Origin of the sequence: Vogesella facilis, assembly GCF_042648525.1 — a bacterium.
Taxonomy (GTDB): Bacteria; Pseudomonadota; Gammaproteobacteria; order Burkholderiales; family Chromobacteriaceae; genus Vogesella; species Vogesella facilis.
The window spans coordinates 35752-62691 of record NZ_JBHRXN010000003.1 but is presented as its reverse complement, the minus strand read 5'-3'; the positions used below and the strand labels follow the sequence as shown (position 1 = coordinate 62691).

Genomic DNA, 26940 nt, shown 5'->3' with positions numbered 1-26940 from the left:
AAGCCGCTCGCCTGGCCTGCACGCCGCCCGATACCCACCTCATGCCATGCCCGTGCGGCCAACGTTGGCCGCCGGCCGGCCCAATCGCTGCACCGACAAGCAAAAAGCCCGCGCAAGCGGGCTTTGTTTCGACTGTCAGGTGGTGCTTAGCGAATGGCGACATCGCTGCCGATCACTGTGCGCACCTGCGTCAGCAGCTGCTCGAGTTCCGGCGCGCTGCTCCAGTAGCCCAGGCGAGCCAGGCAGTCGATGGCCACCAGCGCGGCGTCGCTCATGAACTGGCCGTTGATGATGTGTTGCTCGACTTCGGCGAGGGGCACCAGGATGTGGGCCTCAACTTCGCCATCCTGATTTTGTGGAATCTCCGATGGCGAGAGCCAGAGGTCGAAGACGTACAGCCACTCGCGATGCAGGCCGCGTAATACCGGCCGCTCGGCCAGCAGTAGCGCCCGCTGTGGCAGTAGCTCGAGCTTGCCGGCGGGAATGCCGGCCTCTTCCCAGCCTTCGCGCTCGAGGGCGATCTGCACGGTTTCACCAGCTGCGATGCCGCCGCCCATCAGATTGTCGAGCCGGTTGGGTGCCACGTCCTTGAACGGGCTGCGCTTGCCTATCCACATGCGAATTTCGCCGTCCGGCATGCGGGTGAGGCCGTTGAGGTGCACGGCGCGGCTGGTAAGACCCAGCGGGCGGAAGGCGGCGCGTTCCAGCTCGAAACAGGGAGTGCCGTCCTGCAGGTAGGCCATGAATTTTTCATTGCGCCAGCCGTTCAGCCAGCCGGCATCGCGCCAGGCCTGGGCGGCTATGCCCAGTTGCGCGCTACGGTTGGCAAAGTCCGTACAGCCTTCCAGGCCGTGCAGCACGCCATCGCGCAGCGCAAACAGTTGACCGTGCGCATCGACCAGGCGTTGCAGCCATTGCTGATTGACACAGCCAATGCGTTCGCCGGCAACATGCAGCGGCACAAAGCCACTGTTATCGTAATGAATGATCTGCTCCAGGGCTGTGGCGACCGTTCGCGCTTGCATGGTTTCTTCCGCGGGCATTTGACGAAGGCGACATCTTACGGACAAACGTTATGCCGGTGCAGAGGCTTTGTTTTATTTGCCCTGCTTTTTTGCCAAGGCGCTTTTTACTGTTGCGATTGTTGCCAGTGGCCAATTACGGTGAGGGGAAAATGGCGGGCAACGGCGCGCAGGGCTATTTAAGCCGGCATTGGCAATAAATTGGGTGATGTGGCGGGTGGTGTAGCAGGTGTGGCGGGGCAGTAAAACAAAACGCCTTGTGCAAGGGCAGCAAGGCGTGGGAGGGTGGCGTACCCGACTGGAATCGAACCAGCGACCTTCAGCTTCGGAGGCTGACACTCTATCCAACTGAGCTACGGGTACAAGCCGAGGCGCGAATATAGCGTAAGCGCATCATTGCGTCCAGTATCCATTGCGTTGGCGCAAACTTGTCGCTGGCGTGTTTTGCTTAGCCTCCTAGCTTTAACGTATAATTTCCCTATTTGAAAAGTCATTATTCATCAGGTGAGGCTGGAATGAGCAACGAAACCAAAGCCCCGGGTCAGATAGTCGGCATTCTGCTGGGTGTTGTCGTGTTGGTAGTGGTGGCGATCTATCTGCTGGCCAAATTGGCTACCAGCGGCTTCGACGTCAATGCAGAAGTGATGACCAAAGAGGCCGTTGCCGCCCGCCTGAAACCGGCTGGCGAATCCGTTGCCAGCGACGCGCCTCCGGGCATGAAGACCGGCGAACAGGTATACAAGGCCATCTGCATCACCTGTCACGGTGCCGGTCTGGCCGGTTCGCCGAAGTTTGCCGATGCCGGCGCCTGGGCTGCCCGCGTGGCCAAGGGCTGGGATGTGCTGACCCAGCATGCGCTGCAAGGCTTCAACGCCATGCCGGCCAAGGGTGGCGCGGCTGACCTGACCGACGACGAAGTGAAGCGCGCGGTGGCCTTCATGGGCAATGCCGGCGGTGGCAAGTTCACCGAGCCGCCGGTAGGTGGCGCCGAAGCCGGTGCTGCGCTGGATCCTGCCGTTGCCGGCAAGAAAGTGTACGAGAGCGTGTGCGTGGCCTGTCATGGTTCCGGTGCCGCCGGTGCGCCGAAATTCGGCGATAAGGCCGCTTGGGAGCCGCGTCTGAAGCCGGGTCTGGACGAAGTGGTGAAGATCGCCACCAAGGGCCTGAACGCGATGCCGCCGAAAGGTGGTTTTGGTGGCTCCGACGCCGAGTTCCGTGCCGCGGTGGAATACCTGGCCAACGCCGCCAAGTAAGCTGCTGCGCATGAAAAAACGCCGCGATTCATCGCGGCGTTTTTGTTTTTAAGGTTGGCCGCATGCTTGCGGCCAACCTGGCACTGGCGGCCTAGTCGCCGCCTTTCTGCACCTTGCTGTCCAAGATGGCGTAAATATTAGAGAAAGTACTCCGAGCCTCCTTCTTGCTGACAATCGGCTCGGCGCCCTTCTTGCCGAAATGGCGCAGGTCGTCGCCGCTGATCTCGGCGATGAAGCGTGACGGCTCCACGAACAGCCATTCGCCGCCACGGCGGCGCTTTACGCAGTAGGTGAGGGTGAGGCTGCGCTGGGCGCGGGTGATGCCGACGTACATCAGCCGCCGCTCCTCCTCTACCATGCCGTTGTCGACCGATTCGCTGTGCGGCAGGATGCCTTCCTCGCAGCCGACCAGGAACACGTGCGGGTACTCCAGCCCCTTGGAGGCATGCAGCGTGGACATGTGCACCGCGTCCACCTCGCCCTCGTCGCGGCCTTCCAGCATGGTGATCAGCGCGATGGTCTGGGTGAGCTCCAGCAGGTTCTTGCCATCCTGCTCGCCCTTGCGCTGCAGCCAGGCCACCAGTTCGAATACGTTCTTCCACTTACTCTCCGCCGCCTTGGGGCTGTCCTCGCTGTCGTACAGCCAGGCTTCGTAGCCGATGGACTTGAGCATCTCCATCACCAGCTCACCCGGCGGCTCGCGCAGCGCGCGGTAGCTCAGCGCATTGATGAAGCGGCAGAAGTCGGCCAGCGGCGCCAGCTGGGCGGCGTTGACCTGCAGCTGGAATCCCTCCTCGTGCGCAGCGGCGAACAGGCTGCAATTGCGCTGCCGGGCCCAGTTGCCCAGCTTTTCCAGCGTACCGGCGCCCACGCCGCGCTTGGGGGTGGTGAGTGCGCGGATGAAGGCCGGGTCGTCGTCCGGGTTGGCCAGCAGTCGCAGGTAGGCCAGCACGTCCTTGATTTCCGGCTTGTCGTAGAAGCTCTGCCCACCGGCCATCTGGTAGGGGATGCGCTGGTTGCGCAGCGCCTGCTCGAACACGCGCGACTGGTAGTTGCCGCGATATAGGATGGCGTAGTCCTTGAACTCGGTGCGGTGCTCGAACTTGTGCGCCAGCAGGCGCTGCACCACCACTTCGGCCTCGTGCTCCTCGTCCTTGCACATTACCGCGTGAATCTGCTCGCCCAGCCCCAGTTCGCTCCACAGCTGCTTTTCGAACAGCTTGGGATTGTTGGCGATCACCGAGTTGGCCGCCCGCAGGATGCGCGCGGTGGAGCGGTAGTTCTGCTCCAGCTTGATCACCTTCAGCCGCGGGAAGTCGTGCTGCAGCAGGCGCAGGTTTTCCATATTGGCGCCGCGCCAGGCGTAGATGGACTGGTCGTCGTCGCCCACCGCGGTGAACATGCCGCGCTCGCCGGTAAGCAGCTTCACCAGCTGGTACTGGCAGGTGTTGGTGTCCTGGTATTCGTCGATCAGCAGGTAGCGCAGCTTGTGCTGCCACTTCTGCAGCACCTCGCTGTTGCTGCGCAGCAGTTCCACCGGCAGGCGGATCAGGTCGTCGAAGTCCAGCGCCTGGTAGGCGGTGAGCGTGTCCTGGTAGGCCACGTAGGTAGTGGCTGCCACGCGGTCGAATTCGTCGGCGGCGGCCACGAGTGCGGCATCGGCGCCGACCAGGTCGTTCTTCCATAGCGAGATGCGGCTCTGCACCTTGCGCACTTCGTCCTTGTGAGTGGATTTCAGGATGTCGGCGATGATCTTGGCGGCGTCGTAGCTGTCCAGAATGGAGAACTGCGTCTTGTAGCCCAAGTGCGGCGCTTCCTGGCGCAGGAACTGCATGCCCAGCGAGTGGAAGGTGGACACGGAGATGCCCTTCAGCTCGCGGCTGTCCATCAGCTTGCCGACGCGCTCCAGCATCTCGCGTGCCGCCTTGTTGGTGAAGGTGATGGCGGCGATGTTGCGGGCGTCGAAGTTCGCCTCGCGGATCATGTAGGCGATCTTCTGGGTGATCACCCGCGTCTTGCCGGAGCCGGCGCCGGCCAGCACCAGCAGCGGGCCGTCCAGCGACAGGGTGGCAGCGCGCTGCTGCGGGTTGAGTAGGGCGAGGGACATGGCTGTCGTCAATCTTTCATCGATAGCGCGCATTGTAGAGGCTGCGGCCGGCCGAGGCCATGCGCGACGGCGGCCCGGGCTATCCAGTATCATTCTTGCGCGGCACGGCTCAGGCCAAGGTTGGCCGCAATGACTGACAGGAAAACAATATGGCCACCTATGCGATTGGTGATTTGCAGGGCTGCTTCACCCCCTTCATGGCGCTGTTGCGCCAGATCGAATTCAACCCCGGGCGCGACACGCTGTGGCTGACCGGAGACCTGGTCAACCGCGGCCCGGAATCGCTGCAGACGCTGCGCTGGGTGTTCGAGCACCAGGACTGCGTGCAGACGGTGCTGGGCAACCACGACCTGCACCTGTTGGCGGTGGCCGAGGGCTACGGCAAGGTGCATGCCGACGACACCATCCAGGCGGTGCTGGATGCCGGCGACGCCAAGGTGCTGCTGGAGTGGCTGCGCTGCCAGCCGCTGATGATCTACGAGCAGGGCTTTGCCATGGTGCACGCCGGCCTGCTGCCGGAATGGAGCATCAAGAAGGCGCTGCGTCTGGCCGAGGAGGTGGAGCACGAACTGGCCGGGCCGCAGCACCGCAGCTTCTTCGCCAAACTGTACGGCAACAAGCCGCTGCGCTGGCAGGACGACCTCAAGGGCATGGATCGGCTGCGCATGATCGTCAACGTGATGACGCGCATGCGCTTCATCAGCCGCGACGGCGAGCTGGACCTGGCCTACAAGGGCGAGCTGGACGGCGCGCCGGCGCATCTGATCCCGTGGTTCGAGGCCGACAACCGCCGCAGCGTCGACACCCCCATCGTCTGCGGCCACTGGTCGGCGCTGGGCCTGCTGCTGACCGAGGACGTGCTGGCGATCGATAGCGGTTGCCTGTGGGGCGGCAGCCTCAGCGCGGTGCGGCTGGAAGACCGCGCGCTGTTCCAGCTGCCGTGCCCAGCCTATCGCCAGATCGCGGCGTAAACGTTGGCCGCAACCTGCGACCAACCCTGTCGTGCATGCAAAAGCCCCGCCGAGTGAGCGGGGCTTTTGCTGGTTCCAGTTGCGGTGAGCTTAGCTGAGTTCTTCCGCCACTTCGCGCGCCAGGTGCGGGGCCTGGACCGCTGCGATGCCGGCCAGCGGCGTCGGGTTGGCCAGTTCGCGCTGCAGCTGCGCGGCATCCAGCGATTTCTCCCACTTCGCTACCACCACGGTGGCTACCGCATTGCCGATCAGGTTGGTCAGCGCACGCGCCTCGGACATGAAGCGGTCGATGCCGAGGATCAGCGCCAGGCCGGCCACCGGGATGTCCGGCACCACCGCCAGGGTGGCGGCCAAGGTCACGAAGCCGGAGCCGGTGACGCCGGCGGCGCCCTTGGAGGTGAGCAGCAGCACGCCGATGATGGTCAGCTCCTGGGTCAGCGTCAGGTCGATGTTGCAGGCCTGGGCGATGAAGATCGCCGCCATGGTCAGGTAGATCGAGGTGCCGTCCAGGTTGAAGGAGTAACCGGTGGGCACCACCAGACCGACCACCGGCTTGGCGCAGCCCAGCTGCTCCAGCTTGGTCATCAGTCGCGGCAGCGCGGACTCGGACGACGAGGTGCCCAGCACGATCAGCAGTTCTTCCTTGATGTACTTGATCAGCTTCCACAGGCTGAAGCCGCTGGCGCGGGCGATGCTGCCCAGCACCAGGCCGACGAACAGCACGCAGGTCAGGTAGAAGCTACCCATCAGCGCGGCCAGCTGCGCCAGGCTGGCGACACCGTACTTGCCGATGGTGAAGGCCATGGCGCCGAAGGCGCCGATCGGGGCCAGCTTCATGATGAAGCCGATTACCGCGAACAGCACGTGCGACACTTTTTCGAAGAAGCCCAGTACCGGCTTACCGGAATCGCCCATTAGCGACAGGCCGGCGCCGAACAGCACCGAGAACAGCAGCACCTGCAGGATCTCGCCGTCGGCAAAGGCGCCGATCACGCTGTTGGGGATGATGTGCATGATGAAGTCGATGGTGTTCTGGTCGGCGGCCTTTTCGGTGAACTTGGCGATGGCGCCGGTATCCAGCGTGGCCGGGTCGACATTCATGCCGGCGCCCGGCTTCAGCACATTCACCACCACCAGGCCGATCACCAGCGCCAGCGTGGTCACCACCTCGAAGTACAGCAGCGCCTTGCCGCCGACGCGGCCAACCTTTTTCATGTCTTCCATGCCGGCAATGCCGACCACGATGGTGCAGAAGATGATCGGCGCAATCATCATCTTCACCAGCTTGATGAAGCCATCGCCCAGCGGTTTCAGCTTGGCGCCGAATTCCGGCATGAAGTGGCCGACGGCGATGCCGAGGACGATGGCCACGATGACCTGGAAGTACAGGCTGTGGTGCAGTTTTTTGGCTGACATTGCGCTCTCCGTGTTGTTGGCAGTGTGGCTGCCTTGTCTTGCTCGCTCGGCACGATCATGCACGGCGAGGGGAGGGCGCAAAATTGGGAATTTCCCGATTGGGGAAAGCCGCATTGCGGAAAACCCGCATGCGGCGTGATGAGGCGAGACGGCCGGCTCAGGCGTCGGCAGGCAGGTCTAGTGCGCTGGCGATGGCGCGGCGCGAGCCGTCGGACAGCGCGAAGCGGCTGGCGTCGCTGGCCGCCAGCGGTGCGGTGTAGTTCAGCTCCACCACCATGGCGCGAGTGGACAGGATCGCCCACAGGCTCTGGCCGAAGCTGGTATCGCCGGCGTAGGCGGCGGTGGCGCAGTAGTGGCCGCCGGGCGACACATAGCGGATCGCCACCGGCTGCACGCTGGCGCCGGCCAGGCGCGCCGCCTCGAACAGCGACGGCTTGAACGGCAGCAGGCCGGTGCCGTCCGAGGTGGTGGCCTCTGGGAACAGCGCCATGCAGTCGCCGTTCTGCAGCGCGCTGGCCAGCTGCTGGTTGACGCGGCTGGCGTCGCGGCGGTTGCTGCGGTCGATGAACAGCGTGCCGGCGCTCTTGATCAGGAAGCCGGCCACCGGCCAGTCGCGCAGCTCCTTCTTGGCGACGAAGCGCGATACCGTCACGCTGTTGAGCGCGAAGATGTCCAGCCACGACACGTGGTTGGCCACCACCAGCGTGTGCGGCGGGTAGATGGCCGCCGGCGCGGCGCCGTGCACCCGCACCTTGATGGCCAGGATGTGCAGCAGCTGCTGCGACCAGCGCTGGGTGATGACGGCTTTTTCCGGTTGTGACAGCCGGGGGTACAGCCGGGCAATGGTGAGCACGCCGTGGCACAGGTGCAGCACGAGGCGGAGCAGGCGAAGCAGGCGGAAGGGCAGGGAGGTGGTCTGGTGCACGGTAATGACGGTTCGCGGACAGTTGGTGGCAGTGTAAGGGGCGGAGGTGGCAGCCGTTTTACAGTGGCTGGCAGTGCGGGCAGAAGCAGGTGCTGCGCTGCCCCTGGCGGATTTCCACGATCAGTGTGCCGCAATCATGGCAGGGCAGCTCGCGGCGGCCGTACACCTTGTAGCTCTGCTGGAAGTAGCCCGGTTTGCCCTTGGCGTCCATGAAGTCGCGCAGCGTGCTGCCGCCGGCGGCGATGGCGCGTGCCAGCACCGCCTTGATCTCTGCGGCCAACCTGTCGCACTCCTCGCGGCTGAGCGAGTTGGCCGCCCGCGCCGGATGGATGCCGGCGTAGAACAGCGACTCGTTGGCGTAGATATTGCCCACCCCCACCACCACGTGGTTGTCCATGATCAGCAGCTTGATGGCGCTGCCCTTGCGGCGGCTGGCGTCGAACAGCACGCCGCCGTCGAAGGCGTCGGCCAGCGGCTCCGGCCCCAGGCTGGCCAGCAGCGGGTGCGCCAGCGCCGGCCCCTGCTGCCACAGCATGGCGCCAAAGCGGCGCGGATCGCGATAGCGCAGAACCGTTTGCCCCAGCACGATGTCTACATGGTCATGTTTTTCCGGCGGCGTGCCCGGCGCCACGAAGCGCAGGCTGCCGGACATGCCCAGGTGCACGATCAGCGTGCCGTGTGCGAAGTCCAATAGCAGGTATTTGGCGCGGCGGCTGACGCTGCGCACGGTGCGGCCGGCAAGGTTGGCCGCCAGCTCCGGCGGGATCGGCCAGCGCAGCCGCGCCTCGCGGACGATCACTTGCTGGACGGTGGCGCCCTCCAGCTGCGGGGCGATGCCGCTGCGGGTGGTTTCGACTTCTGGCAATTCGGGCATGGCGGGTGTAGGCATGATTAACGTTAATGGCGTGGTATTCTACCCGCCTGTGATGAATACAGGTTCTGTGCATGAACGCTCTGCTCCGTCTGTTTGCCGTGCTCACGCCGCTGGCGCTGTCCGCCTGCGCCAGCCTGCATCCGTCCGCCGCGGCGGCCACTGCGCCCGCCGCGCAGGCGGCGGCTGCCGACGCCGATGACGACGCGGCGGTGCCGCGCGATGAAGACAACCCGGCCATTCCGCATCAGCAGCTGCGGGCGGAGTGGTTCTATGGCCTGTTGGCCGGCGAGCTGGCGGCGCAGCGCGGCGCCGCCGCGCAGTCGGCCGAGAGTTACCTGGCGCTGGCGCGCGATACGCGCGACCCGCGCATCGCGCGCCGTGCCGCCGAATTCGCGCTGTACGCCGGTCAGCTGCAAAGCGCCAGCGCGGCGCTGAGCCTGTGGCTGGAGCTGGACCCGGAGGCCGAGGCGGCACGCGAGCAGCTGATCATCGCGCTGTTGCGTGCCGGCAAGCTGGTGGAAAGCCGCCCGCTGATCGAGGACATGCTCAGCCGCCAGCCGCAACGGGCGGCCGCCATGTTCGTGCAGCTGGCGCGGCTGGCGGCGCGGCAGAATGACAAGCAGGGTGCCGAGCGGCTGATCGGCGAGCTGGCCACCCGTTACCCGGACTTGCCGGAGGCGCGCTTCGCGCTGATCGCGGTGGCGGCGGAGGCCAACGATCAGGCCACCGTGGATACCGAATTCGCGCGTCTGGCGCGCATCGCGCCGCAATGGGACTTGCCGGTGCTGTGGCAGGTCGACCGCCTGCGCCGTCAGTCGGCCGGTGATGCCATCGGCTTCCTCAAGCAGGAGCTGGCGCGGCGGCCGCAATCCAGCATCGATCTGAACAGCAGTTATATCCGCCTGCTGGCCGGCGAGAAGCGCTTTGCTGAGGCCGAGGCGCATGCGCGCAGCCTGCAGGGACGCTTTGCCGGCAATGCCGAGCTGCTGCACCTGCATGGCCTGCTGGCCTACCAGACCGGCAACTTCGCGCTGGCGCGCAAGCAGCTGGAGGCCGCACTGGCGGCCGGCTTCAGCGACCCGAACACCCTGCGCTACACCCTGGGGCAGCTGGCCGACGAGCAGAAACAGCCAGCGCTGGCGCGGCGCTGGTACCTGCAGGTGGATGGCGGCGACAACCTGCTGCCGGCACGGGTGCGCGCCGCGCAGATGCTGGTGCTGGACGGGCAGTGGCAGCAGGCCATCGACAGCCTGAACGAGCTGTCCGCCGACCCGGACAACTGGTTGCGCGTTACCCAGGCGCAATCGATGCTGGCGCGCGAAGCCAAGCAATATGATGTGGCGTTGAAGATTCTGGGCAGCGGCCTGCAGCAGTCGCCGGAGCAGGCCGACCTGCTGTACGAGCGCGCGCTGCTCCTAGATCAGCTGGGGCGCTCCGCCGAGGCCGAGCAGGATCTGCGCAGCGTGGTGCGGCAAAAGCCGGACGATGCCCAGGGCCTGAACGCGCTCGGTTACGTGATGGCCAACCGCGGCCTGCAGCTCAAGGAAGCGCAGGGTTATATCGAGCAGGCGCTGAAGGCGGAGCCGGACAATGCCATGATTCAGGACAGCCTGGGCTGGGTGCTGTTCAAACAGGGCAAGCTGGCCGAGGCGCTGCAGCAGCTGCAGACCTCCTACAGCAAGCTGCCGGATGCCGAGGTGGCAGCACACCTGGGCGAAGTGTTGTGGGCGCTTGGCCGCAAGGATGAGGCGCGCTCGGTATGGGGCGAGGCCGGCAAGCGCGCGCCGGATGATCCGGTGCTGAAGGAAACGCTGGATCGCCTGAAACCATGAAATTATCCCGCTGCTTGTCGGCGGTCTGCCTGCTGTTGCTGGCGGCCTGCGCCACCACTCCCGAGATCGCCCAGCCGCTGGCGACCCCTGCGGCCAACGTTGTCGACACTCCGTTCAGTGTCAGCGGCCGGCTGGCGGTGAATTATCAAGGCAAGGGCCATGTCGCCAATTTCGACTGGCAGCACAGTGCCGGCAGCGATCAGCTCAACGTCAAGACGCCGATCGGCACCACGGTGGCCAGCCTGGCCCGCGACGCCGCTGGCGTGCGCCTGGTGGCGGACGGCCAGGAGCGGCAGGCGGCCGACGTGGAGAGCCTGACCGAGGCGACGCTGGGCTGGCCGCTGCCGCTGTCCAACCTGGCCTGGTGGGCGCGCGGTCTGGCCGCGCCCGGCCTGCCCGCCGCGCAGGCTGCCGATGGCCGCCTGCAGCAGCAGGGCTGGCTGATCCGCAATCTGAAAGACGCCAGCAGCCAGCCGCGCCGGCTGGAGCTGGAGCGCGATGGCCTGAGCATCCGCCTGGTATTCTCCGACTGGCGTGTCCGTGACGCCTCCGCCCCGATTTCGACGCAACCATGAACCTGCAATTCCACCGTTTTCCCGCGCCGGCCAAGCTCAATTTGACGCTGCTGATCACCGGCAAGCGTGCCGATGGCTACCACCTGCTCGATAGCGACTTCCGCTTCATCGATTTTGGCGACGATATCGACATCGCCGTGCGCGACGATGGCCGCATCGTACTGGAAACCCCGACGCCGGGCGTTGAGCCAGAGGCCGACCTCACCGTGCGCGCCGCCCGCCTGCTGCAGCAGGCCAGCGGTAGCCGGCTCGGCGCCAGTCTGCGCGTCACCAAGCGCATCCCGATGGGCGGCGGCCTGGGTGGCGGTTCGTCCGATGCCGCCACCGTGCTGCTGGCACTCAACAAGTTGTGGGGCTGTGCCCTGTCGCGTCAGCAGCTGATGGATCTGGGCGTGCAGCTGGGGGCCGACGTGCCGGTCTTCATCTATGGCCGCAATGCGCGCGCGCGCGGCATCGGCGAGCAGCTGGAGGCGCTCGATTTGCCGGCGGCCTGGTATGTGGTATGCAAGCCACCGGTGTCGGTGCCGACCGGGCCTGTTTTCCAGCGCTTTTCGCAAAAGCTGTTGACAGGAGAGGTTCGATTCTCCATAATGCGAAGCCTGTTCGATGCGACGCAAAAACAAAACGATTTGCAGTCGGTCGTAACGGCAATGTATCCAGCGGTAAATGAAGCACTGAATCGACTGAGTGAGTACGGTTCGCCGCTGATGACAGGTTCGGGAGCATGCGTGTTTCTGGAGCTGGCAAGTGAAGATCAAGCAAAATCAGTATTCCAGTCCTTGTCGAAAGATATGGTCGGATTTGTTGCCAAGGGGTTAGCGGCTCATCCACTGTACGACAGGGAAGCGTAAAGGATACTGGGGAGTCGCCAAGTTGGTTAAGGCACCGGATTTTGATTCCGGCATTCGAAGGTTCGAATCCTTCCTCCTCAGCCAAATCTCTGCATGACTGAAAGAATACTGGGGAGTCGCCAAGTTGGTTAAGGCACCGGATTTTGATTCCGGCATTCGAAGGTTCGAATCCTTCCTCCTCAGCCAAACTTCCAGCAGTGAAGTAAGAAAAAAAGCGTGTAAGTTTCCCTTACACGCTTTTTCTTTATCTCCCGATCCAAGGCATAGAGTTATGGCGGCATACGACAGTTTGATGGTCTTCACCGGTACCGCAAATCCGGAACTTGCACAGAACGTGGTCAAGCACCTCGACATCTCCCTCGGCCGTGCCGATGTGGGCAAGTTCAGCGATGGTGAAGTGGCAGTGGAACTGCTGGAGAACGTGCGCGGTCGCGACGTGTTCATCCTGCAGCCGACCTGTGCTCCGACCAACGATAACCTGATGGAAATCCTGACCATGGCCGACGCGCTCAAGCGCGCCTCCGCCGGTCGCATCACCGCGGCGATTCCGTACTTCGGTTACGCCCGTCAGGATCGCCGTCCGCGTTCCGCCCGTGTGCCGATCACCGCCAAGCTGGTAGCCAACATGCTGACCAGCGCCGGCATCGACCGCGTGCTGACCGTCGACCTGCATGCCGACCAGATCCAGGGCTTCTTCGACATGCCGGTGGACAACGTGTACGCCACACCGGTGCTGCTGAAGGATATCCGTTCGCAGCGCATCGACGACCTGATCGTGGTCAGCCCGGACGTGGGCGGCGTGGTGCGCGCCCGTGCCGTGGCCAAGGCGCTGAACACCGACCTCGCCATCATCGACAAGCGTCGCCCGAAGGCCAACGTGGCCGAGGTGATGAACATTATCGGTGATATCGAAGGCCGTACCTGTCTGATCATCGACGACATGATCGACACCGCCAACACCCTGTGCAAGGCCGCTTCCGCGCTGAAAGAGCGCGGCGCCCAGCGCGTGCTGGCCTACGCCTCGCACGCCGTGTTCTCCGGCCAGGCCGTGGACCGCATCAATAATTCGGACATCGATCAGGTTGTGATCACCGATACCATCCCGCTGGTGGCTGCCGCCAAGCAGAGCAGCCGCATCCGCGTGGTATCGATCGCCGGGCTCATCGCCGAGACCCTGCGTCGCATCAACAACGAAGAATCGGTGTCCTACCTCTTCAACGAAGAGCTGGTTTCGGCAGGCGCCGTCCTGCCGTAAACGTCGGCCCCGCTGGTCGCGGCGGGGCGGGCGAATTTCAATGAAACTGGAGTAATACTCAATGGCAATCGAACTGATCGCTGCCAAGCGCGAACTGGAAGGTACAGGTGCGAGCCGCCGCCTGCGTCGCGCTGGCCAAACCCCGGCTGTTGTTTACGGTGCAGGTAAAGAAGCCGTATCCATCACCCTGGACCACAACACCATCTACCACGCACTGAAGAACGAAGCTTTCCACAAGGAAACCATCGAACTGGTGATCGACGGTCAGAAGGAACTGGTAAAAGTTGCCGACTTCCAACTGCACCCGTTCAAGCAGCTGGTTCTGCATCTGGACTTCGCTCGCGCGTAATGTATGCGTGCCGCTCTGTCTGACAGAGTGGTGACAGGCCCGCTGACCGGTTATCTGGCAGCGGGCTTTTCATTGGAACGACACCCATGGCGATCCGTCTGGTAGTCGGGCTGGGCAATCCCGGCCCGGAGTACGCAAAAACCCGGCACAACGCCGGCTTCTGGCTGGTGGACGAGCTGGCCTGGCAGCACAAGGCCAATCTGCATGCCGAAGGCAAGTTCTTCGGCGAGGCCGCGCGCGCCACCTTGGCGGCAGGTGACCTCTGGCTGCTCAAGCCGATGACCTATATGAACCTGTCCGGCCAGGCGGTGGCGGCGCTGGCGCGCTTCTACAAGATCGCGCCGGAAGAAATCCTGGTGGTGCACGACGAGCTGGACCTGCCGCCGGGCGCGGCGCGCCTGAAGCAGGGTGGCGGCCACGGCGGTCATAACGGCCTGAAGGACATCATCGCCCGTCTCGGCAGCCCGGCGTTCTGGCGCCTGCGGCTGGGCATCGGCCATCCGGGCGACCGCAACGAAGTGGCCAACTTCGTGCTGAAGAAGGCCCGCGCCGAGGAGCAGCAGGCCATCGACGACGCGCTGGCCAAGTCGCTGCAGGTGATGCCGGAAGTGCTGGCCGGCAATATGGCGGCGGCGATGAAGACGCTGCACACTGCGGCCAAGTAATGCGGTGCGGCCAACGTTGGCCGCAACATTGCGCAAAATACAGGCAGCCGAAGTGTTAAAATCGCTGCCTTTGTTGCCCCGCCTCGCTGGCGGGCCGAACACAACGAGGAATTACCATGAGTCTGAAGTGCGGTATCGTCGGCCTGCCCAACGTCGGCAAGTCCACCCTGTTCAATGCGCTGACCAAGGCCGGCATCGAAGCGGCCAACTACCCGTTCTGCACCATCGAGCCGAACGTCGGCATCGTGGAGGTGCCGGACCATCGCCTGAGCGAGCTGGCCAAGATCATCAACCCGCAGAAGATCCAGCCGGCCATCGTCGAGTTCGTCGACATCGCCGGCCTGGTGGCGGGCGCCTCCAAGGGCGAGGGCCTGGGCAACCAGTTCCTGGCCAACATCCGCGAGACCGACGCCATCGTCAACGTGGTGCGCTGCTTCGAAGACGGCAACATCGTACACGTGGCCGGCAAGGTCGATCCGCTGGCGGATATCGAGACCATCCTCACCGAGCTGGCGCTGGCCGACCTGTCGTCGGTGGAAAAAGCCGTCGCCCGCGAAGGCAAAAAGGCCAAGGCCGGCGACAAGGATGCGCGTGCGCTGATCGCGGTGCTGGAGAAGCTGGTGCCGCACCTGAACGAAGGCAAACCGGCGCGCTCGCTGGGTCTGTCCGACGAGGACAAGGCGCTGATCAAGCCGCTGTGCCTGCTCACCATCAAGCCGGCGATGTACGTGGCCAACGTGGCCGAAGACGGCTTCAGCAACAACCCGCTGCTGCAGCGCGTGGAAGAATACGCCGCCAAGGAAGGCGCGCCGGTGGTGGCGCTGTGCGCGGCCATCGAGTCCGAGATCGCCGAGCTGGACGATGCCGACAAGGCCGAGTTCCTGGAGACCCTGGGCCTGGAAGAGCCGGGCCTGGACCGCCTGATCCGTGCCGGCTACAAGCTGTTGGGCCTGCAGACCTACTTCACCGCCGGGGTGAAGGAAGTGCGCGCCTGGACCATCCATGTCGGCGACACCGCGCCGCAGGCTGCCGGCGTGATCCACACCGACTTCGAACGCGGCTTCATCCGTGCGCAGACCATTTCCTACGCCGATTTCATCAGCTACGGCAGCGAAGCCAAGGCCAAGGAAGCCGGCAAGATGCGTGCCGAAGGCAAGGACTACGTGGTGCAGGATGGCGACGTGCTGAACTTCCTGTTCAACGTCTAAGCGCGGGCACAAGACAACACCCCGACAGTTGGCCACTAGGCCGGCTGTCGGGGTGTTTTGTTTTCGTGGCTGGGGCCGTGCTGCTCGGTGCGGCGCCATCTGCGCGGCGGCGGGTGGTTTGGTCGCTGCCAGCCGTGCTGGCGCTGCGCAAAAAAATGCGGCCAACCAGCAGGTTGGCCGCATGACGGAGCGGTTTACTCCACCCGTTCGCCGTGCAGTACCACGTCCAGACCTTCGCGTTCTTCTTCTTCGCTGGCGCGCAGACCCATTACCGCATCCACGATCTTCAGCAGAACGAAGGTCAGTACGCCGCAGTAGAGGGCGGTGGCGCCCACGCCGATGGCCTGGGTCATCAGGCTGCCTTCCACGCCACCGATGTCTTTCACCGCGAATACGCCGGTCAGCAGCGCGCCGATGATGCCGCCGATGCCGTGTACGCCGAAGGCATCCAGCGAGTCATCGTACTTCAGCATGTGTTTCAGGCTGGTGGCGCTCCAGTAGCACACCACGCCGGCCACCAGGCCAATCGCCAGCGCGCCCTTGGCGTCGACAAAGCCCGCGGCCGGGGTGATGGCCACCAGGCCGGCCACCGCGCCGGACACGATGCCCAGTACCGACGGTTTGCCCTTGGCGATCCATTCCGCTGCCATCCAGCCCAGCGCGGCGATGCCGGTGGCCACCTGGGTGGCGACCATGGCCATGGCGGCGCGGCCGTCGGCGGCAACGGCGGAGCCGGCGTTGAAGCCGAACCAGCCCACCCACAGCATGGAGGCGCCCACCAGGGTCAGCACCAGGTTGTGCGGCGGCATGGCTTCCTTGCCGAAGCCGACACGTTTGCCCAGCACCAGCGCGGCCACCAGACCGGCGATACCGGCATTGATGTGCACTACGGTGCCGCCGGCAAAGTCCAGCACGCCTTTGTCAAACATCCAGCCGCCCGGCGCCCATACCCAGTGCGCCACCGGCACGTATACCAGCAGCGACCACAGCACCATGAACACCAGCATGGAGGAGAACTTCATGCGTTCGGCGAAGGCGCCGGTGATCAGCGCCGGGGTGATGATGGCGAAGGTCATCTGGAACATCATGAACACGCCTTCCGGGATGGTGGCGGCCAGCGGGTGCACGGTCAGCTTGCCGGCATCCTTCAGGTACAGCATGCCGTCCAGCAGCACGCGGTCCAGGCCGCCGATCAGGCTGTTGCCCGGGGTAAACGCCAGGCTGTAGCCGACCACGGTCCACAGCACGGTCATCACCGCGCAGATGGCGAAGCTCTGCATCAGGGTGGCCAGCACGTTTTTCTTGCGCACCATGCCGGCATAGAACAGCGCCAGGCCGGGGATGGTCATGAACAGCACCAGGGCCGTGGAGGTCAGCATCCAGGCGGTATCGCCGGCGCTGATGGTGCTGGTGGCGACCAGGGTCGGCGCACCATCCGCCAGCGCTGGCAGGGCGGTTGCCAGCGCGGCGGCGCCGGCGGCAGCAAGCAGTTTCTTGTCCATATACAGGTTCCCTCTATCGCTCTTGTTGTGCAGATTCAGACGGCGTCGGCGCCGGTCTCGCCGGTACGGATGCGCACCACCTGCTCCAGATCGAACACGAATACCTTGCCATCGCCGATCTTGCCGGTGCGTGCTGCGCTTTCGATTGCCTCGACCACCTGATCCAGCAGTTCATTGGCGATGGCGATTTCCAGTTTTACCTTGGGCAGGAAGTCCACGACATATTCCGCGCCGCGGTAGAGCTCGGTATGGCCTTTCTGACGGCCAAACCCTTTGACTTCGGTAACGGTGATGCCTTGCACACCGATGGCAGAAAGTGCTTCCCGCACTTCGTCAAGCTTGAACGGCTTGATGATTGCACTGACCAGTTTCATGGCGACTCCTCGATAATTGCCGAATGGCTGCGTGGTTGGAGAGACGACGCCAGCTATGCATGAATCGTGCCAGAATAAAATTTCTTTTTATTTCAAGCAACTACCGCATCTTGGTGCATTCTGCCGCGCGGTGCCGAGCCTGTGCACCATTTAGGCGGCGGCCCGTGCGCCGTATTGGTGCGCGGTCGGCTTTGTGCAGTTATAGAGGCTTTTTGCTAAACTCAAACTCTCTCCGTTCATGACAAAGTCAAGGTCGCGCCATGCTCAGCCAGAAACTGTTTGATGAAATCAGCAACAAGATCAGTGAAACCATCGCCGCCAGCCCGGCCAAGGACCTGGAAAAGAACGTCAAGGCCATGATGGCCGCCACCTTTACGCGCATGGATCTGGTGACGCGCGAGGAGTTCGACATCCAGCAAGAAGTGCTGGCGCAGACCCGTGCCCAGCTCACCGCCATGGAGTCGCGCCTGCAGCAGCTGGAAGCCGCGCTGCAGCCGGCTGCGGCCGCCGCGGAAGCCGATACCGACGCGCCGTCGCAAGACTGAGCGATGTCGCTTGCCGTCTGTCTCAGCCGGGCGCTTGCCGGCGTGCATGCGCCGGAGGTGGCGGTAGAGGTCCATCTGGCCAACGGTCTGCCGGCATTTACCCTGGTGGGGCTGCCGGATACCGAAGTAAAGGAAAGCCGCGAGCGGGTGCGCGCGGCGTTGCAGCAATCCGGCTTCGACTTCCCGGCGCGGCGCATCACGGTCAACCTGGCGCCGGCCGACCTGCCCAAGGAGTCCGGCCGTTTCGATTTGCCCATCGCGGTGGCGTTGCTGGCCGCCGGCGGGCAGCTGCCGGCGGAGGTGCTGGCCGGCTATGAGCTGGCGGGGGAGCTGGCGCTGGGCGGGGAGTTGCGCCCGGTGCGCGGCGCCCTGGCGATGGTGGCGGCGGCGCGTGGCAGCGGCCGCAAATTCATCCTGCCCCGGCTTAGTGCACAAGAGGCGGCGCTGGTGCAGGGGGTGGAGATCTTCGCCGCCGATACCCTGTCCGAGGTCTGTGCCCATCTGGCCGGCCTGGCGCAACTGCCGCGCTGTTCCCCGACGTTGGCCACCGGCGAACTGGCCCATTATCCGGATCTGCTGGATGTGCGTGGCCAGGGCGCCGCCAAACTGGCGCTGGAGGTAGCGGCCGCCGGCGGGCACAGCCTGCTGATGCAGGGGCCGCCCGGTACTGGTAAATCCATGTTGGCCGCACGGCTGCCCGGCTTGTTGCCGCCGATGGCGCAGCTCGAGGCGCTGGAAAGCGCGGCGGTGCAGTCGCTGGCCAATGGCGGCTTCGTGGCGGCCAACTGGGGGCAGCGGCCCTACCGCCATCCGCACCACACGGCATCGGCGGTGGCGCTGGTCGGCGGCGGTTCCGATCCGCGCCCCGGGGAAATCACGCTAGCCCATCGCGGCGTGCTGTTTCTCGACGAATTGCCCGAATTCGACCGCAAGGTACTGGAGGTACTGCGGGAACCTCTGGAAACCGGCGAAATCCATATCTCGCGCGCTGCACGGCAGGTGACTTTCCCGGCGCGTTTCCAATTGCTGGCGGCGATGAATCCTTGCCCTTGCGGTTATTTGGGGCATGCGCGACGCGCTTGTCGCTGCACGCCTGAACAAGTGCTGCGATATCGCGCTAAAATATCCGGCCCGCTGTTGGATCGTTTTGATTTGATGGTAGAAGTAGGCAGTCTGCCGCTGGACGAATTGCAGCAGCTGCCGGGCGGTGAAACCAGTGCACAGGTGCGTACCCGCGTGGTTGCCGCGCGCGAGCGCCAATGGCAGCGGCAGGGCAAGGCCAATGCCGAGTTGCAGGGCGGCGAGCTGGACGAGGTCTGCGCCTTGCCGCAAGCCGAGCGCAGCTATCTGAACCAGTTGCTGGAACGGCTGGCCTTGTCGGCACGCGCCTATCACCGCGTATTGCGCGTGGCGCGCACATTGGCGGATCTGCAAGAAACGGCGCTAGCCCGGACCCATTTGCTACAGGCGGTGCAGTTCCGCCGTGGTCTGTCCGGTTTTGGCAGTAATGAATGACAGGGTCGAATCGACTCGAATCAGTGGGTTTCATGAGCAACAAAGATCATAAGAATTCACGTGGCAGCCGCAGCGCTTCGTCACGCAAGGGCGGTGGTGGTGGCCTGATGGCCGGTGTGCTGGTCGGCTTGATCATCGGCATCGGTGTCGCCGTCGGCGTGACGATGTACCTCAGCCGTTCCTCCACGCCGTTCAGCAATCTGGAACGCATGCAGGGCAAGCAGCAGGCATCGCTGCCGGAGGCCGAGCTGCTGGAGCCGGGCGCCAAGCTGTCCACGGTGACGCCGCCGCCAGCCAAGCCGGCCGTCGTGCCGACGCCGGCATCGGCGCCGGTTGCGGCCAAGCCGGCCACCACGACAACCACCACGCCGTCGCCGGCGGATGTCGATGGCCAGCGTTTCGACTTCTACAAGATACTGCCGGGGCAGCAGGAAGCGCTGCCCAACACCGACAAGGGAACCGGCGACGCCTCCAGCAGCTCCAATGCGCCAGGACCGCGCCTGTTCCTGCAGGCGGGTGCCTTCCAGTCGGAAAGCGATGCCGACAATATGAAGGCGCGGCTGGCGCTGATGGGGGTTGAAGCCAAGATTCAGTCGCTGTCGATGCCGGAAAAAGGCCTGATGCACCGGGTGCGTATCGGGCCGTTCGAGCGTCAGGAAGAGCTGGACGCGTTGCGTGCTCGCCTGCGCCAGGACGGCATCGAAGTCTCTGTAGTGAAACTCCCTGCGAAATAAACGAAAGAAAACCATGAAGAAATGGCTGTTTGCAGCATTGTTGCTGGTGGCGGGCGTGGCCCAGGCCGCCATTGTGGAAGGCAAGGACTATGTGCTGCTGGCCAAGCCGCAGCCGGTGGCGACGCCGGGCAAGGTCGAAGTGATCGAGTTCTTCTCGTACCACTGCGTGCATTGCTTCAATCTGGAGCCGTCGATTGCCGCCTGGTCGAAGAAGTTGCCGAAGGATGTGAGCTTCCGCCGTGAACAGATCGTCTGGGGCAAGCAGATGGAGCCGCTGGCGCGACTGTTTGCTACCTTCAACATCACCAAGACGCTGGATCGCCTGCACGCACCGGCACTGACGGCGATGGTGCAGCAGCGCGTCAACCTGGCCGACGAAGCGGAAATGAGCAAGTGGCTGGCCACCCAGAAGGGCGTGGATGGCAAGGCCTTCATGCAGGTGTACAAGTCTTTCGGCGTGAACTCGCAAGTGGCCCGTGCGACACAGATCACCCGTGACTATGCCATCCAGGGCACGCCGACCATCGTGGTGGCGGGCAAGTACGCCACGTTGGCCGCAGAGCCGGCGCAGCTGCTGCGCGTGGTCGACGAACTGATAGTGAAGGCGCGCGGCAAGTAAGCAGCCTCCTGCGTTATGTTCAGGCCGCCCTGTGCGGCCTGAAGTCATTTTAGAAAGGGAAAAAGTGGACACTTTGTTACTGGCTCAGGCGCTGTTACTGGGTATCGTAGAAGGTTTGACCGAATTTCTGCCGGTATCCAGCACCGGGCATCTGATCGTGGTCGGGGATCTGATCGGCTTTCACAACGCCGGCAAGGTGTTCGAGATCGCCATCCAGTTCGGCGCCATCCTGGCGGTGCTGTTCCTGTACCGCGAACGCTTCACCGCGGTGGTGAAGGGGCTGGGCAGCGAGCCGAAGGCGCAGCGCTTTGCGGCCAACCTGCTGATCGCCTTCCTGCCGGCGGCCATCATGGGGCTGCTGTTCATCAAGCAGATCAAGCACTATCTGTTCAACCCGGTCAGCGTCGCCAGCGCGCTGGTGCTGGGCGGGCTGGTGATTCTGTATGCCGAGCGCCGGCAGCATGTGGCGCGGGTGCACGATGTGGACAACATCGGCTGGCGCGAGGCGCTCAAGATCGGCTGCGCGCAGGTGGTGGCGATGATTCCGGGCACTTCGCGTTCCGGTGCCACCATCATCGGCGGCATCTTCTTTGGCCTCGACCGCAAGGTGGCCGCCGAGTTTTCCTTCTTCCTGGCGGTGCCCACCATGTTTGCCGCCACGGTGTACGACCTCTACAAGCACCGTGACCTGCTGTCGCTGGCCGAGCTGCCGATGTTTGCCATCGGCTTCGTGGCGGCCTTCCTGAGCGCGCTGCTGGCGGTGCGTACCCTGGTGCGCTTTGTCGGCAGCCACAGCTACGAAGTCTTCGCCTGGTATCGCATCGGCTTTGGTTTGCTGATCCTGGCGACGTGGTTCTGGGGGCTGGTAGACTGGAATGTATAAAAAAGCTTGACGTGAAACTTACAGTTGGCTATTATGTGTTCTCTCTGACGCGGGGTGGAGCAGTCTGGTAGCTCGTCGGGCTCATAACCCGAAGGTCGTAGGTTCGAATCCTGCCCCCGCAACCAAGTTTCAAGTAAAAAGCCAACCTTCGGGTTGGCTTTTTACATTGCCGGCCGGCAATGCGGTTTCGACAGATGGCGGCTCGCGCGACGGGGACCGTCTCGGCGGCAAGGTTGGCCGCAAAGCCGGTGGATACGGGTCAGTCGTCGCCCAGCCCAGGGCACCGAGCCACGAAGCGGTACATAAAAAAAGCCACCTTGCGGTGGCTTTTTCAGCTTGCGGCCAACGTTCAGATGCGGCGTGCCAGTTCCTCGGCCTTGCCGACGTAGCCGGCCGGGGTCAGTGCCAGCAGGCGGGTCTTCTCGGCTTCCGGAATCTCCAGGCCCTTGATGAAGGCGGCCAGGGTGTCGCGGGTGATGCCGTCCTTGCCGCGGGTCAGCTCTTTCAGCTGCTCGTACGGGTTGGGCACGCCATAGCGGCGCATCACGGTCTGGATCGGCTCGGCCAGCAGTTCCCAGGTGGCGTCCAGATCGGAAGCCAGCATGGCCGGGTTGAGTTCCAGCTTGTTCAGGCCCTTCATCAGCGCCTTGAAGCCCAGCAGGGTGTAGCCGAAGCCGACGCCCATATTGCGCAGCACGGTGGAGTCGGTCAGGTCGCGCTGCCAGCGGGACAGCGGCAGCTTCTCGGCCAGGTGGTTCAGCACGGCATTGGCCAGACCCAGGTTGCCTTCCGAGTTTTCGAAGTCGATCGGGTTCACCTTGTGCGGCATGGTGGAGCTGCCCACTTCGTCCTTCTTCACCTTCTGCTTGAAGTAGCCCAGCGAGATGTAGCCCCACACGTCGCGATCCAGGTCGATCAGGATAGTGTTGATGCGGCTCAGTTGCTGGTACAGCTCGGCCATGTAGTCGTGCGGCTCGATCTGGATGGTGTACGGGTTGAAGGTCAGGCCCAGACCGCTGACAAAGCGGCCGGCCAGGCTTTCCCAGTCCACGTCCGGGTAGGCGACGATGTGGGCGTTGTAGTTGCCGACCGCGCCGTTGATCTTGCCGAGGATTTCCTGTTTCACCAGCTGTTCGCGCTGGCGCTTCAGGCGGTACACCACGTTGGCCAGCTCCTTGCCCATGGTGGACGGGGTAGCCGGCTGGCCGTGGGTGCGGCTCATCATCGGTACCGCGGCCAGGTCGTGCGCCAGGGTGGACAGCTTGGTGATGACTTCGTCCAGCGCCGGCAGCATCACGGTGTTGCGCGCAGTTTTCAGCATCAGCGCGTGGCTGAGGTTGTTGATGTCTTCCGAGGTGCAGGCGAAGTGGATGAACTCGCTGGCGGCCATCACTTCCGGGTTGCCGGACAGGCGCTCTTTCAGCCAGTACTCGATGGCCTTCACGTCGTGGTTGGTGCGCGCCTCGATGGCCTTCACTTCTTCGCCGTGCTCGACGGAGAAGTTGGCGATCACGTCGTCGATTTCACGGATGGTGGCATCGGAGAACGGCTTTACCTCTTCGATGCCCGGCTCTGCGGCCAACATTTTCAGCCATTCCAGCTCTACCTTGATGCGGGCCTTCATCAGGCCGTATTCGGAGAAGGTGGCGCGCAGGGCTTCGGCCTGGCCGGAGTAGCGGCCGTCGAGCGGGGAAAGGGCGGTCAGCGTGGTCAGATTCATCACTCAGTGCTTCCAGGTTGCTGGCCAGCAGGCGCTGGCCGGTTGCTTCAAATAAAAACGAAATCTCAAGCGCGCAGGCGGCGGGCCAGGCCGGCGGCCAGGGTGTCGGCCGCCGCCGGGTTGAAGCGGAAGAACAGCTCCGGTTCGATCATTTCCAGTTCCATGATCGCCAGCTGGCCATCGTTGTCGCGGATCAGGTCCACGCGCGCGTACAGCACGTCGAACGGCACCGCGGCGACAGCGGCCTCGGCAAACAGCACTTCATCGGCGCTGGCATCGTATTGGTGCACCGTGCCACCGTGGTCATCCTGCACGCGGAAGTCGCCGGCCTTGGCCGTTTTGCGAATGGCGTGGGTGTACTTGCCATCGATGATCATCAGCGACAGCTCACCGCTTGCCAGGATGTTGCGCTGGAACGGCTGCAGCATCAGCGCCTCCTGTTCGATCAGTTCGCCGAACACGCACTCGTGCTGTTCGCTGTCGGTGGCGGCAAAACGGTAGGTGTGGCGCGCGGCACCGGACACCACCGGCTTCAGGATCACGTCCTGCCAGCCGGTTTCTGCCACGATATGCGCCAGCGAGCGGGCGTCGCCTCGTTCGATATAGACCGTGGGGACGATGTTGACGTCTTTTTCTGCCAGCGCACCCAGGTAGTGCTTGTCGATATTCCAGCGCACCAGTGCCGCCTCGTTGAACAGGCGGGTGGTTTCACTGGCTCGCGCCAGCCACGGCGCGAATTCGGTGAAGCGGTGGTAGTAGTCCCAGGTGGTGCGGAACACTGCGCTGCGGCAGTCGGCCCAGTCGAAGTCCGGGTCGGCCCAGTCCTTGCGGCCAACCTTCAGTCCCTGTTTGGCCAGTGCCTGCAGTACCAGACCGTCTTCGGTGTGTACCTGGCGGCTGTACCAGTCGGCGTCGTTCAGGGCCAGCAGTTCGTGGTCGGTGAGGACGATTACGTCGTATTGCATGGTGTCTTTATAAGATCTGCGCGTAAAAAACGGGCGTACACGACGCCCGTCCTGCTATCCATTACATGCCCGGCAGCATGCCCTTCATGCCCTTGAGGCCTTTCAGCATCTTGAACATGCCGCCCTTGGACGAGAACATCTTCATCATCTTCTGCATCTGCTCGAACTGCGCCAGCAGCTTGTTGACTTCCTGCACCGAGACGCCGGAGCCGGTGGCGATGCGGCGCTTGCGGCTGGCCTTGATCAGTTCCGGCTTGCGGCGCTCGTTCATGGTCATGGCGTTGATGATGCCTTCGATGCGGCGCATGGATTTTTCCGCTTCGGCGCCTTGCACGCCCTTGGCCAGCTGGCCCAGGTCGCCCGGCATTTTTTCCAGCATGCTGGTCATGCCGCCCATCTTCTTCATCTGCTGCATCTGGGTCTTGAAGTCCTCGAGGTCGAAGCCCTTGCCGGATTTCAGCTTCTTGGCCATCTTGGCCGCTTCTTCCTCGTCGATACCCTTCTGCACGTCCTCGATCAGCGACAGCACGTCACCCATGCCGAGGATGCGGCCAGCCAGGCGGTCGGGGTGGAACGGCTCCAGGCCGCCGACTTTCTCGCCCACACCGATAAACTTGATCGGCTTGCCGGTGATGTGGCGCACCGACAGCGCGGCACCGCCGCGCGAGTCGCCGTCCATTTTGGTGAGCACCACGCCGGTCAGCGGCAGCGCCTCGTTGAAGGCCTGGGCAGTGTTCACCGCATCCTGGCCCTGCATGGCGTCGACCACGAACAGGGTTTCGATCGGATTGAGGCAGGCATGCAGCGCCTTGATCTCGGCCATCATCGCTTCGTCGATGGCCAGACGGCCGGCGGTGTCCACCATCAGCACGTCGAAGAAGTGGCGCTTGGCGTGATCCACCGCGGCACGGGCGATGTCTTCCGGCTTCTGGCTGCCGTCGGACGGGAACCACTCCACGCCCACCTGCTCGGCCAGCAGCTTCAGCTGTTCGATGGCGGCCGGGCGGTATACGTCGGCGGACACCACCAGCACCTTCTTCTTCTGCGTTTCCTTCAGCAGTTTGGCCAGCTTGCCCACGGTGGTGGTTTTACCGGCACCCTGCAGGCCGGCCATCAGGATGATGGCGGGTGGAACGGCGGCCAGATTCAGCGCGTCGTTCTTCTCGCCCATCAGCTTGACCAGCTCTTCGTTCACCACGCCGATCATGGCCTGGCTTGGCGTCAGGCTGCCCAGCACTTCCTGGCCCAGCGCACGTTCCTTGACGCTGGCGATAAAGGTCTTGACCACGGGCAGCGCCACGTCGGCCTCCAGCAGCGCCATGCGTACTTCGCGCAGGGCGTCCTGGATATTGGTTTCGCTAAGCCGCGCCTGACCGCGCAAGGTTTTCAGCGCACTGGTTAGGCGTGAGGATAGGTTGTCAAGCATGGGATGTCCTTATGGTCTGCCAACTGCATTCTGCTTGGTGTAGACTTCTGCAATCGTCCATTTTACCACGACCCGGCGCCGGGGCGTGGCGCTCCCCCCAATCAGATGAGTGGCATCCTGTTGATTTTGGTCATTTTGCTGGTGTCCGGCTACCTCGGCCTGTCCTGGCATTTTATCGGTCATTGGCGTGGCCTATCGCTGTGGCCGCGCCAGCCGGGGCGCGAGCATTTCCTGCTGGGCGCCTTGTTGGTGGTGCATGCGCTGGTGCTGATGTTGCCGGTGCTGCGCTTTGGTGCCCTGAGCATGGGGGTTGGGACGGCGCTGTCCCTGCTGGCCTGGATCATGCTGCTGATTTTCTGGACCGGCAGTTATTTCGCCCGCATGGATGGCCTGCAGGTGTTCCTGGTGCCGCTGGCAGCCATTGGCGTGCTGATGGCCGAGGTGCTGCCGATTCCGCATACCTTATATGAGATCAATAATCCGGCATTCCTGCTGCATTTGCTGGTGTCCTTATTGGCTTACAGCCTGTTTGCCATCGGGGCTTTGCTGGCGGTGCTGATGCTGTTGCAGGAGCGTGCGCTGCATGACCGGCGCTTTGCGCTGGCGCGACGCATGCCGCCGTTGCTGGTGCTGGAAAACCTGATGTTTCAGACGCTGGGCACGGGGTTCGTGTTGCTGACCTGCAGCCTGATCAGTGGCGTGTTTTTTGCCGAAGAGGTATTTGGCCGGGCCGTGCCGCTGAGCCATAAGGTCGTGTTTGCCTTCTTGTCCTGGCTGGTGTTCGGCGGCTTGCTGGTTGGCCGCAAGCTGCATGGCTGGCGCGGCCGTATCGCGATCCGCTGGACGCTGGCCGGTTTTGCGTTGTTGCTATTCGGCTATATCGGCAGCAAGGTAGTGCTGCAATTCTTTTTGCATAAATTGTAGTGTTTTGACATAGTGGTATCTCCATTTTTTGTCATGAAGACGGAGGGTTGGCCATGAAAAAGCTGTTTGCCGCATTGTGTGTACTGTTTGTAACGCTGTCGGCCTGGGCCGCAGTGAACGCCAATACCGCCACGGCGCAGCAGTTGGAAGCGCTGAACGGGATCGGTCCGGTCAAGGCCAAGGCCATTGTGGATTTCCGCACGAAGAATGGCCCATTCAAAACCTATGCCGATCTGGAAAAGGTGCCGGGCATCGGTCCGAAGACACTGGAGAAATTGAAAACCGAGCTGGTGGTCAGCGGTGGTGCCGTACCGCCAGCGGCGCCGGCAAAAGCCGCACCGGCTGGCAGCGCCAAGGCCACTCCAGCCGGCACAGCCAAAGCAGTACCGGCAACGTCGCCGGTGAAGAAGCCGTAAGCGTACGGCATGGA

The 26940-nt window shown here is 63.7% G+C and carries 26 protein-coding genes and 4 tRNA genes; 19 read left to right on the top strand and 11 right to left on the bottom strand.

Translation table 11 applies throughout. The features are described from left to right. Window positions 1-146: 146 nt before the first annotated feature. Complete coding sequence (locus tag ACFOLG_RS01770; RefSeq protein ID WP_386087752.1) at window positions 147-1043, bottom strand: NUDIX hydrolase; 897 nt, start codon at window positions 1041-1043, stop codon at window positions 147-149. A 265-nt stretch (window positions 1044-1308) separates the two neighbouring features. Continuing rightward, window positions 1309-1385: transfer RNA gene (locus tag ACFOLG_RS01765), tRNA-Arg, on the bottom strand. A gap of 152 nt (window positions 1386-1537) precedes the next feature. On the opposite strand from ACFOLG_RS01765, the gene ACFOLG_RS01760 reads away from it, so the two are divergent. Continuing rightward, on the top strand, window positions 1538-2275 hold the full coding sequence (locus tag ACFOLG_RS01760; RefSeq protein WP_386087750.1) for a c-type cytochrome: 738 nt from the start codon (window positions 1538-1540) through the stop codon (window positions 2273-2275). Between the two features lie 91 nt (window positions 2276-2366). Here the strand turns inward: ACFOLG_RS01760 and ACFOLG_RS01755 are convergent, their stop codons facing one another. Next, a complete protein-coding gene (locus tag ACFOLG_RS01755) occupies window positions 2367-4382 on the bottom strand; it encodes a UvrD-helicase domain-containing protein (protein WP_386087748.1) in 2016 nt (671 codons plus the stop codon). Window positions 4383-4531: 149 nt separating this feature from the next. On the opposite strand from ACFOLG_RS01755, the gene ACFOLG_RS01750 reads away from it, so the two are divergent. Beyond that, complete coding sequence (locus ACFOLG_RS01750) at window positions 4532-5353, top strand: symmetrical bis(5'-nucleosyl)-tetraphosphatase (RefSeq protein ID WP_386087746.1); 822 nt, start codon at window positions 4532-4534, stop codon at window positions 5351-5353. 90 nt (window positions 5354-5443) lie between these two features. Here ACFOLG_RS01750 and ACFOLG_RS01745 read toward each other — a convergent pair whose 3' ends face one another. The 3 genes from ACFOLG_RS01745 to mutM all read right to left on the bottom strand — a co-directional run bounded on the left by ACFOLG_RS01745 (window position 5444) and on the right by mutM (window position 8568). After that, complete coding sequence (locus ACFOLG_RS01745) at window positions 5444-6769, bottom strand: dicarboxylate/amino acid:cation symporter (protein ID WP_386087744.1); 1326 nt, start codon at window positions 6767-6769, stop codon at window positions 5444-5446. A gap of 157 nt (window positions 6770-6926) precedes the next feature. Beyond that, entirely contained in the window at window positions 6927-7694 is a 768-nt protein-coding gene (locus tag ACFOLG_RS01740; RefSeq protein WP_386087742.1) for a lysophospholipid acyltransferase family protein, read from the bottom strand. Window positions 7695-7752: 58 nt separating this feature from the next. Beyond that, a complete protein-coding gene (mutM, locus tag ACFOLG_RS01735) occupies window positions 7753-8568 on the bottom strand; it encodes a bifunctional DNA-formamidopyrimidine glycosylase/DNA-(apurinic or apyrimidinic site) lyase (protein WP_386087740.1) in 816 nt (271 codons plus the stop codon). 71 nt (window positions 8569-8639) lie between these two features. Here mutM and ACFOLG_RS01730 point away from each other — a divergent pair, with 71 nt between their 5' ends. The 9 genes from ACFOLG_RS01730 to ychF all read left to right on the top strand — a co-directional run bounded on the left by ACFOLG_RS01730 (window position 8640) and on the right by ychF (window position 15303). After that, window positions 8640-10400, top strand: a complete 1761-nt coding sequence (locus tag ACFOLG_RS01730; protein WP_386087738.1) for a tetratricopeptide repeat protein — start codon at window positions 8640-8642, stop codon at window positions 10398-10400. Then, window positions 10397-10975, top strand: coding sequence for an outer membrane lipoprotein LolB (locus ACFOLG_RS01725; RefSeq protein ID WP_386087736.1), 579 nt, complete (start codon window positions 10397-10399; stop codon window positions 10973-10975). Before ACFOLG_RS01730 ends, ACFOLG_RS01725 begins: the two co-directional genes overlap by 4 nt. Further along, on the top strand, window positions 10972-11826 hold the full coding sequence (gene ispE, locus ACFOLG_RS01720) for a 4-(cytidine 5'-diphospho)-2-C-methyl-D-erythritol kinase (protein WP_386087734.1): 855 nt from the start codon (window positions 10972-10974) through the stop codon (window positions 11824-11826). The genes ACFOLG_RS01725 and ispE overlap by 4 nt, the downstream gene beginning before the upstream one ends. 7 nt (window positions 11827-11833) lie before the next feature. After that, window positions 11834-11910, top strand: a tRNA-Gln gene (locus ACFOLG_RS01715). A 25-nt stretch (window positions 11911-11935) separates the two neighbouring features. Beyond that, window positions 11936-12012 (top strand) — tRNA-Gln (locus ACFOLG_RS01710). A gap of 85 nt (window positions 12013-12097) precedes the next feature. Further along, a complete protein-coding gene (locus ACFOLG_RS01705; protein WP_349590384.1) occupies window positions 12098-13081 on the top strand; it encodes a ribose-phosphate pyrophosphokinase in 984 nt (327 codons plus the stop codon). Between the two features lie 61 nt (window positions 13082-13142). Continuing rightward, the gene (gene rplY, locus ACFOLG_RS01700; RefSeq protein WP_349590386.1) at window positions 13143-13430 is read left to right on the top strand and encodes a 50S ribosomal protein L25; all 288 of its coding nucleotides are present in this window, start codon (window positions 13143-13145) and stop codon (window positions 13428-13430) included. 86 nt (window positions 13431-13516) lie between these two features. Continuing rightward, window positions 13517-14095: an aminoacyl-tRNA hydrolase gene (gene pth / locus ACFOLG_RS01695; RefSeq protein ID WP_386087731.1), complete on the top strand. Its 579-nt coding sequence runs from the start codon at window positions 13517-13519 to the stop codon at window positions 14093-14095. 116 nt (window positions 14096-14211) lie between these two features. Then, window positions 14212-15303: a redox-regulated ATPase YchF gene (ychF, locus tag ACFOLG_RS01690; RefSeq protein WP_386087730.1), complete on the top strand. Its 1092-nt coding sequence runs from the start codon at window positions 14212-14214 to the stop codon at window positions 15301-15303. Window positions 15304-15497: 194 nt separating this feature from the next. On the opposite strand, the gene ACFOLG_RS01685 is transcribed toward ychF, so the two are convergent. After that, on the bottom strand, window positions 15498-16805 hold the full coding sequence (locus tag ACFOLG_RS01685) for an ammonium transporter (RefSeq protein WP_386087728.1): 1308 nt from the start codon (window positions 16803-16805) through the stop codon (window positions 15498-15500). A 35-nt stretch (window positions 16806-16840) separates the two neighbouring features. Continuing rightward, entirely contained in the window at window positions 16841-17179 is a 339-nt protein-coding gene (gene glnK, locus ACFOLG_RS01680) for a P-II family nitrogen regulator (RefSeq protein ID WP_386087726.1), read from the bottom strand. A 260-nt stretch (window positions 17180-17439) separates the two neighbouring features. On the opposite strand from glnK, the gene ACFOLG_RS01675 reads away from it, so the two are divergent. From ACFOLG_RS01675 to ACFOLG_RS01650, 6 genes are all read left to right on the top strand, one after another. Continuing rightward, the gene (locus tag ACFOLG_RS01675) at window positions 17440-17724 is read left to right on the top strand and encodes an accessory factor UbiK family protein (protein ID WP_386087724.1); all 285 of its coding nucleotides are present in this window, start codon (window positions 17440-17442) and stop codon (window positions 17722-17724) included. Window positions 17725-17727: 3 nt separating this feature from the next. Then, window positions 17728-19239, top strand: a complete 1512-nt coding sequence (locus tag ACFOLG_RS01670; RefSeq protein WP_386087722.1) for a YifB family Mg chelatase-like AAA ATPase — start codon at window positions 17728-17730, stop codon at window positions 19237-19239. Window positions 19240-19271: 32 nt separating this feature from the next. Then, window positions 19272-19973, top strand: a complete 702-nt coding sequence (locus ACFOLG_RS01665; protein WP_386087720.1) for an SPOR domain-containing protein — start codon at window positions 19272-19274, stop codon at window positions 19971-19973. Window positions 19974-19986: 13 nt separating this feature from the next. After that, window positions 19987-20592, top strand: coding sequence for a thiol:disulfide interchange protein DsbA/DsbL (locus tag ACFOLG_RS01660; protein WP_386087718.1), 606 nt, complete (start codon window positions 19987-19989; stop codon window positions 20590-20592). Window positions 20593-20656: 64 nt separating this feature from the next. Further along, window positions 20657-21475, top strand: a complete 819-nt coding sequence (locus tag ACFOLG_RS01655; RefSeq protein WP_386087716.1) for an undecaprenyl-diphosphate phosphatase — start codon at window positions 20657-20659, stop codon at window positions 21473-21475. 48 nt (window positions 21476-21523) lie between these two features. Next, a tRNA-Met gene (locus ACFOLG_RS01650) sits at window positions 21524-21600 on the top strand. Between the two features lie 224 nt (window positions 21601-21824). Here the strand turns inward: ACFOLG_RS01650 and purB are convergent. The 3 genes from purB to ffh all read right to left on the bottom strand — a co-directional run bounded on the left by purB (window position 21825) and on the right by ffh (window position 25586). Beyond that, window positions 21825-23195 (bottom strand): adenylosuccinate lyase, encoded by a 1371-nt coding sequence (purB, locus tag ACFOLG_RS01645; RefSeq protein WP_386087756.1) that lies wholly within the window; start codon window positions 23193-23195, stop codon window positions 21825-21827. 65 nt (window positions 23196-23260) lie between these two features. Further along, complete coding sequence (locus ACFOLG_RS01640) at window positions 23261-24160, bottom strand: ATP-grasp domain-containing protein (protein ID WP_386087715.1); 900 nt, start codon at window positions 24158-24160, stop codon at window positions 23261-23263. 61 nt (window positions 24161-24221) lie between these two features. Next, complete coding sequence (ffh, locus tag ACFOLG_RS01635) at window positions 24222-25586, bottom strand: signal recognition particle protein (protein ID WP_386087713.1); 1365 nt, start codon at window positions 25584-25586, stop codon at window positions 24222-24224. A gap of 105 nt (window positions 25587-25691) precedes the next feature. Between ffh and ACFOLG_RS01630 the strand changes: the two genes are divergently transcribed. Continuing rightward, window positions 25692-26510 carry a cytochrome C assembly family protein gene (locus ACFOLG_RS01630; protein ID WP_386087711.1) on the top strand — a complete coding sequence of 273 codons (819 nt, stop codon included), beginning with the start codon at window positions 25692-25694 and terminating at the stop codon, window positions 26508-26510. A gap of 53 nt (window positions 26511-26563) precedes the next feature. Further along, window positions 26564-26926, top strand: a complete 363-nt coding sequence (locus tag ACFOLG_RS01625) for a ComEA family DNA-binding protein (RefSeq protein ID WP_386087709.1) — start codon at window positions 26564-26566, stop codon at window positions 26924-26926. Window positions 26927-26940: the final 14 nt, after the last annotated feature.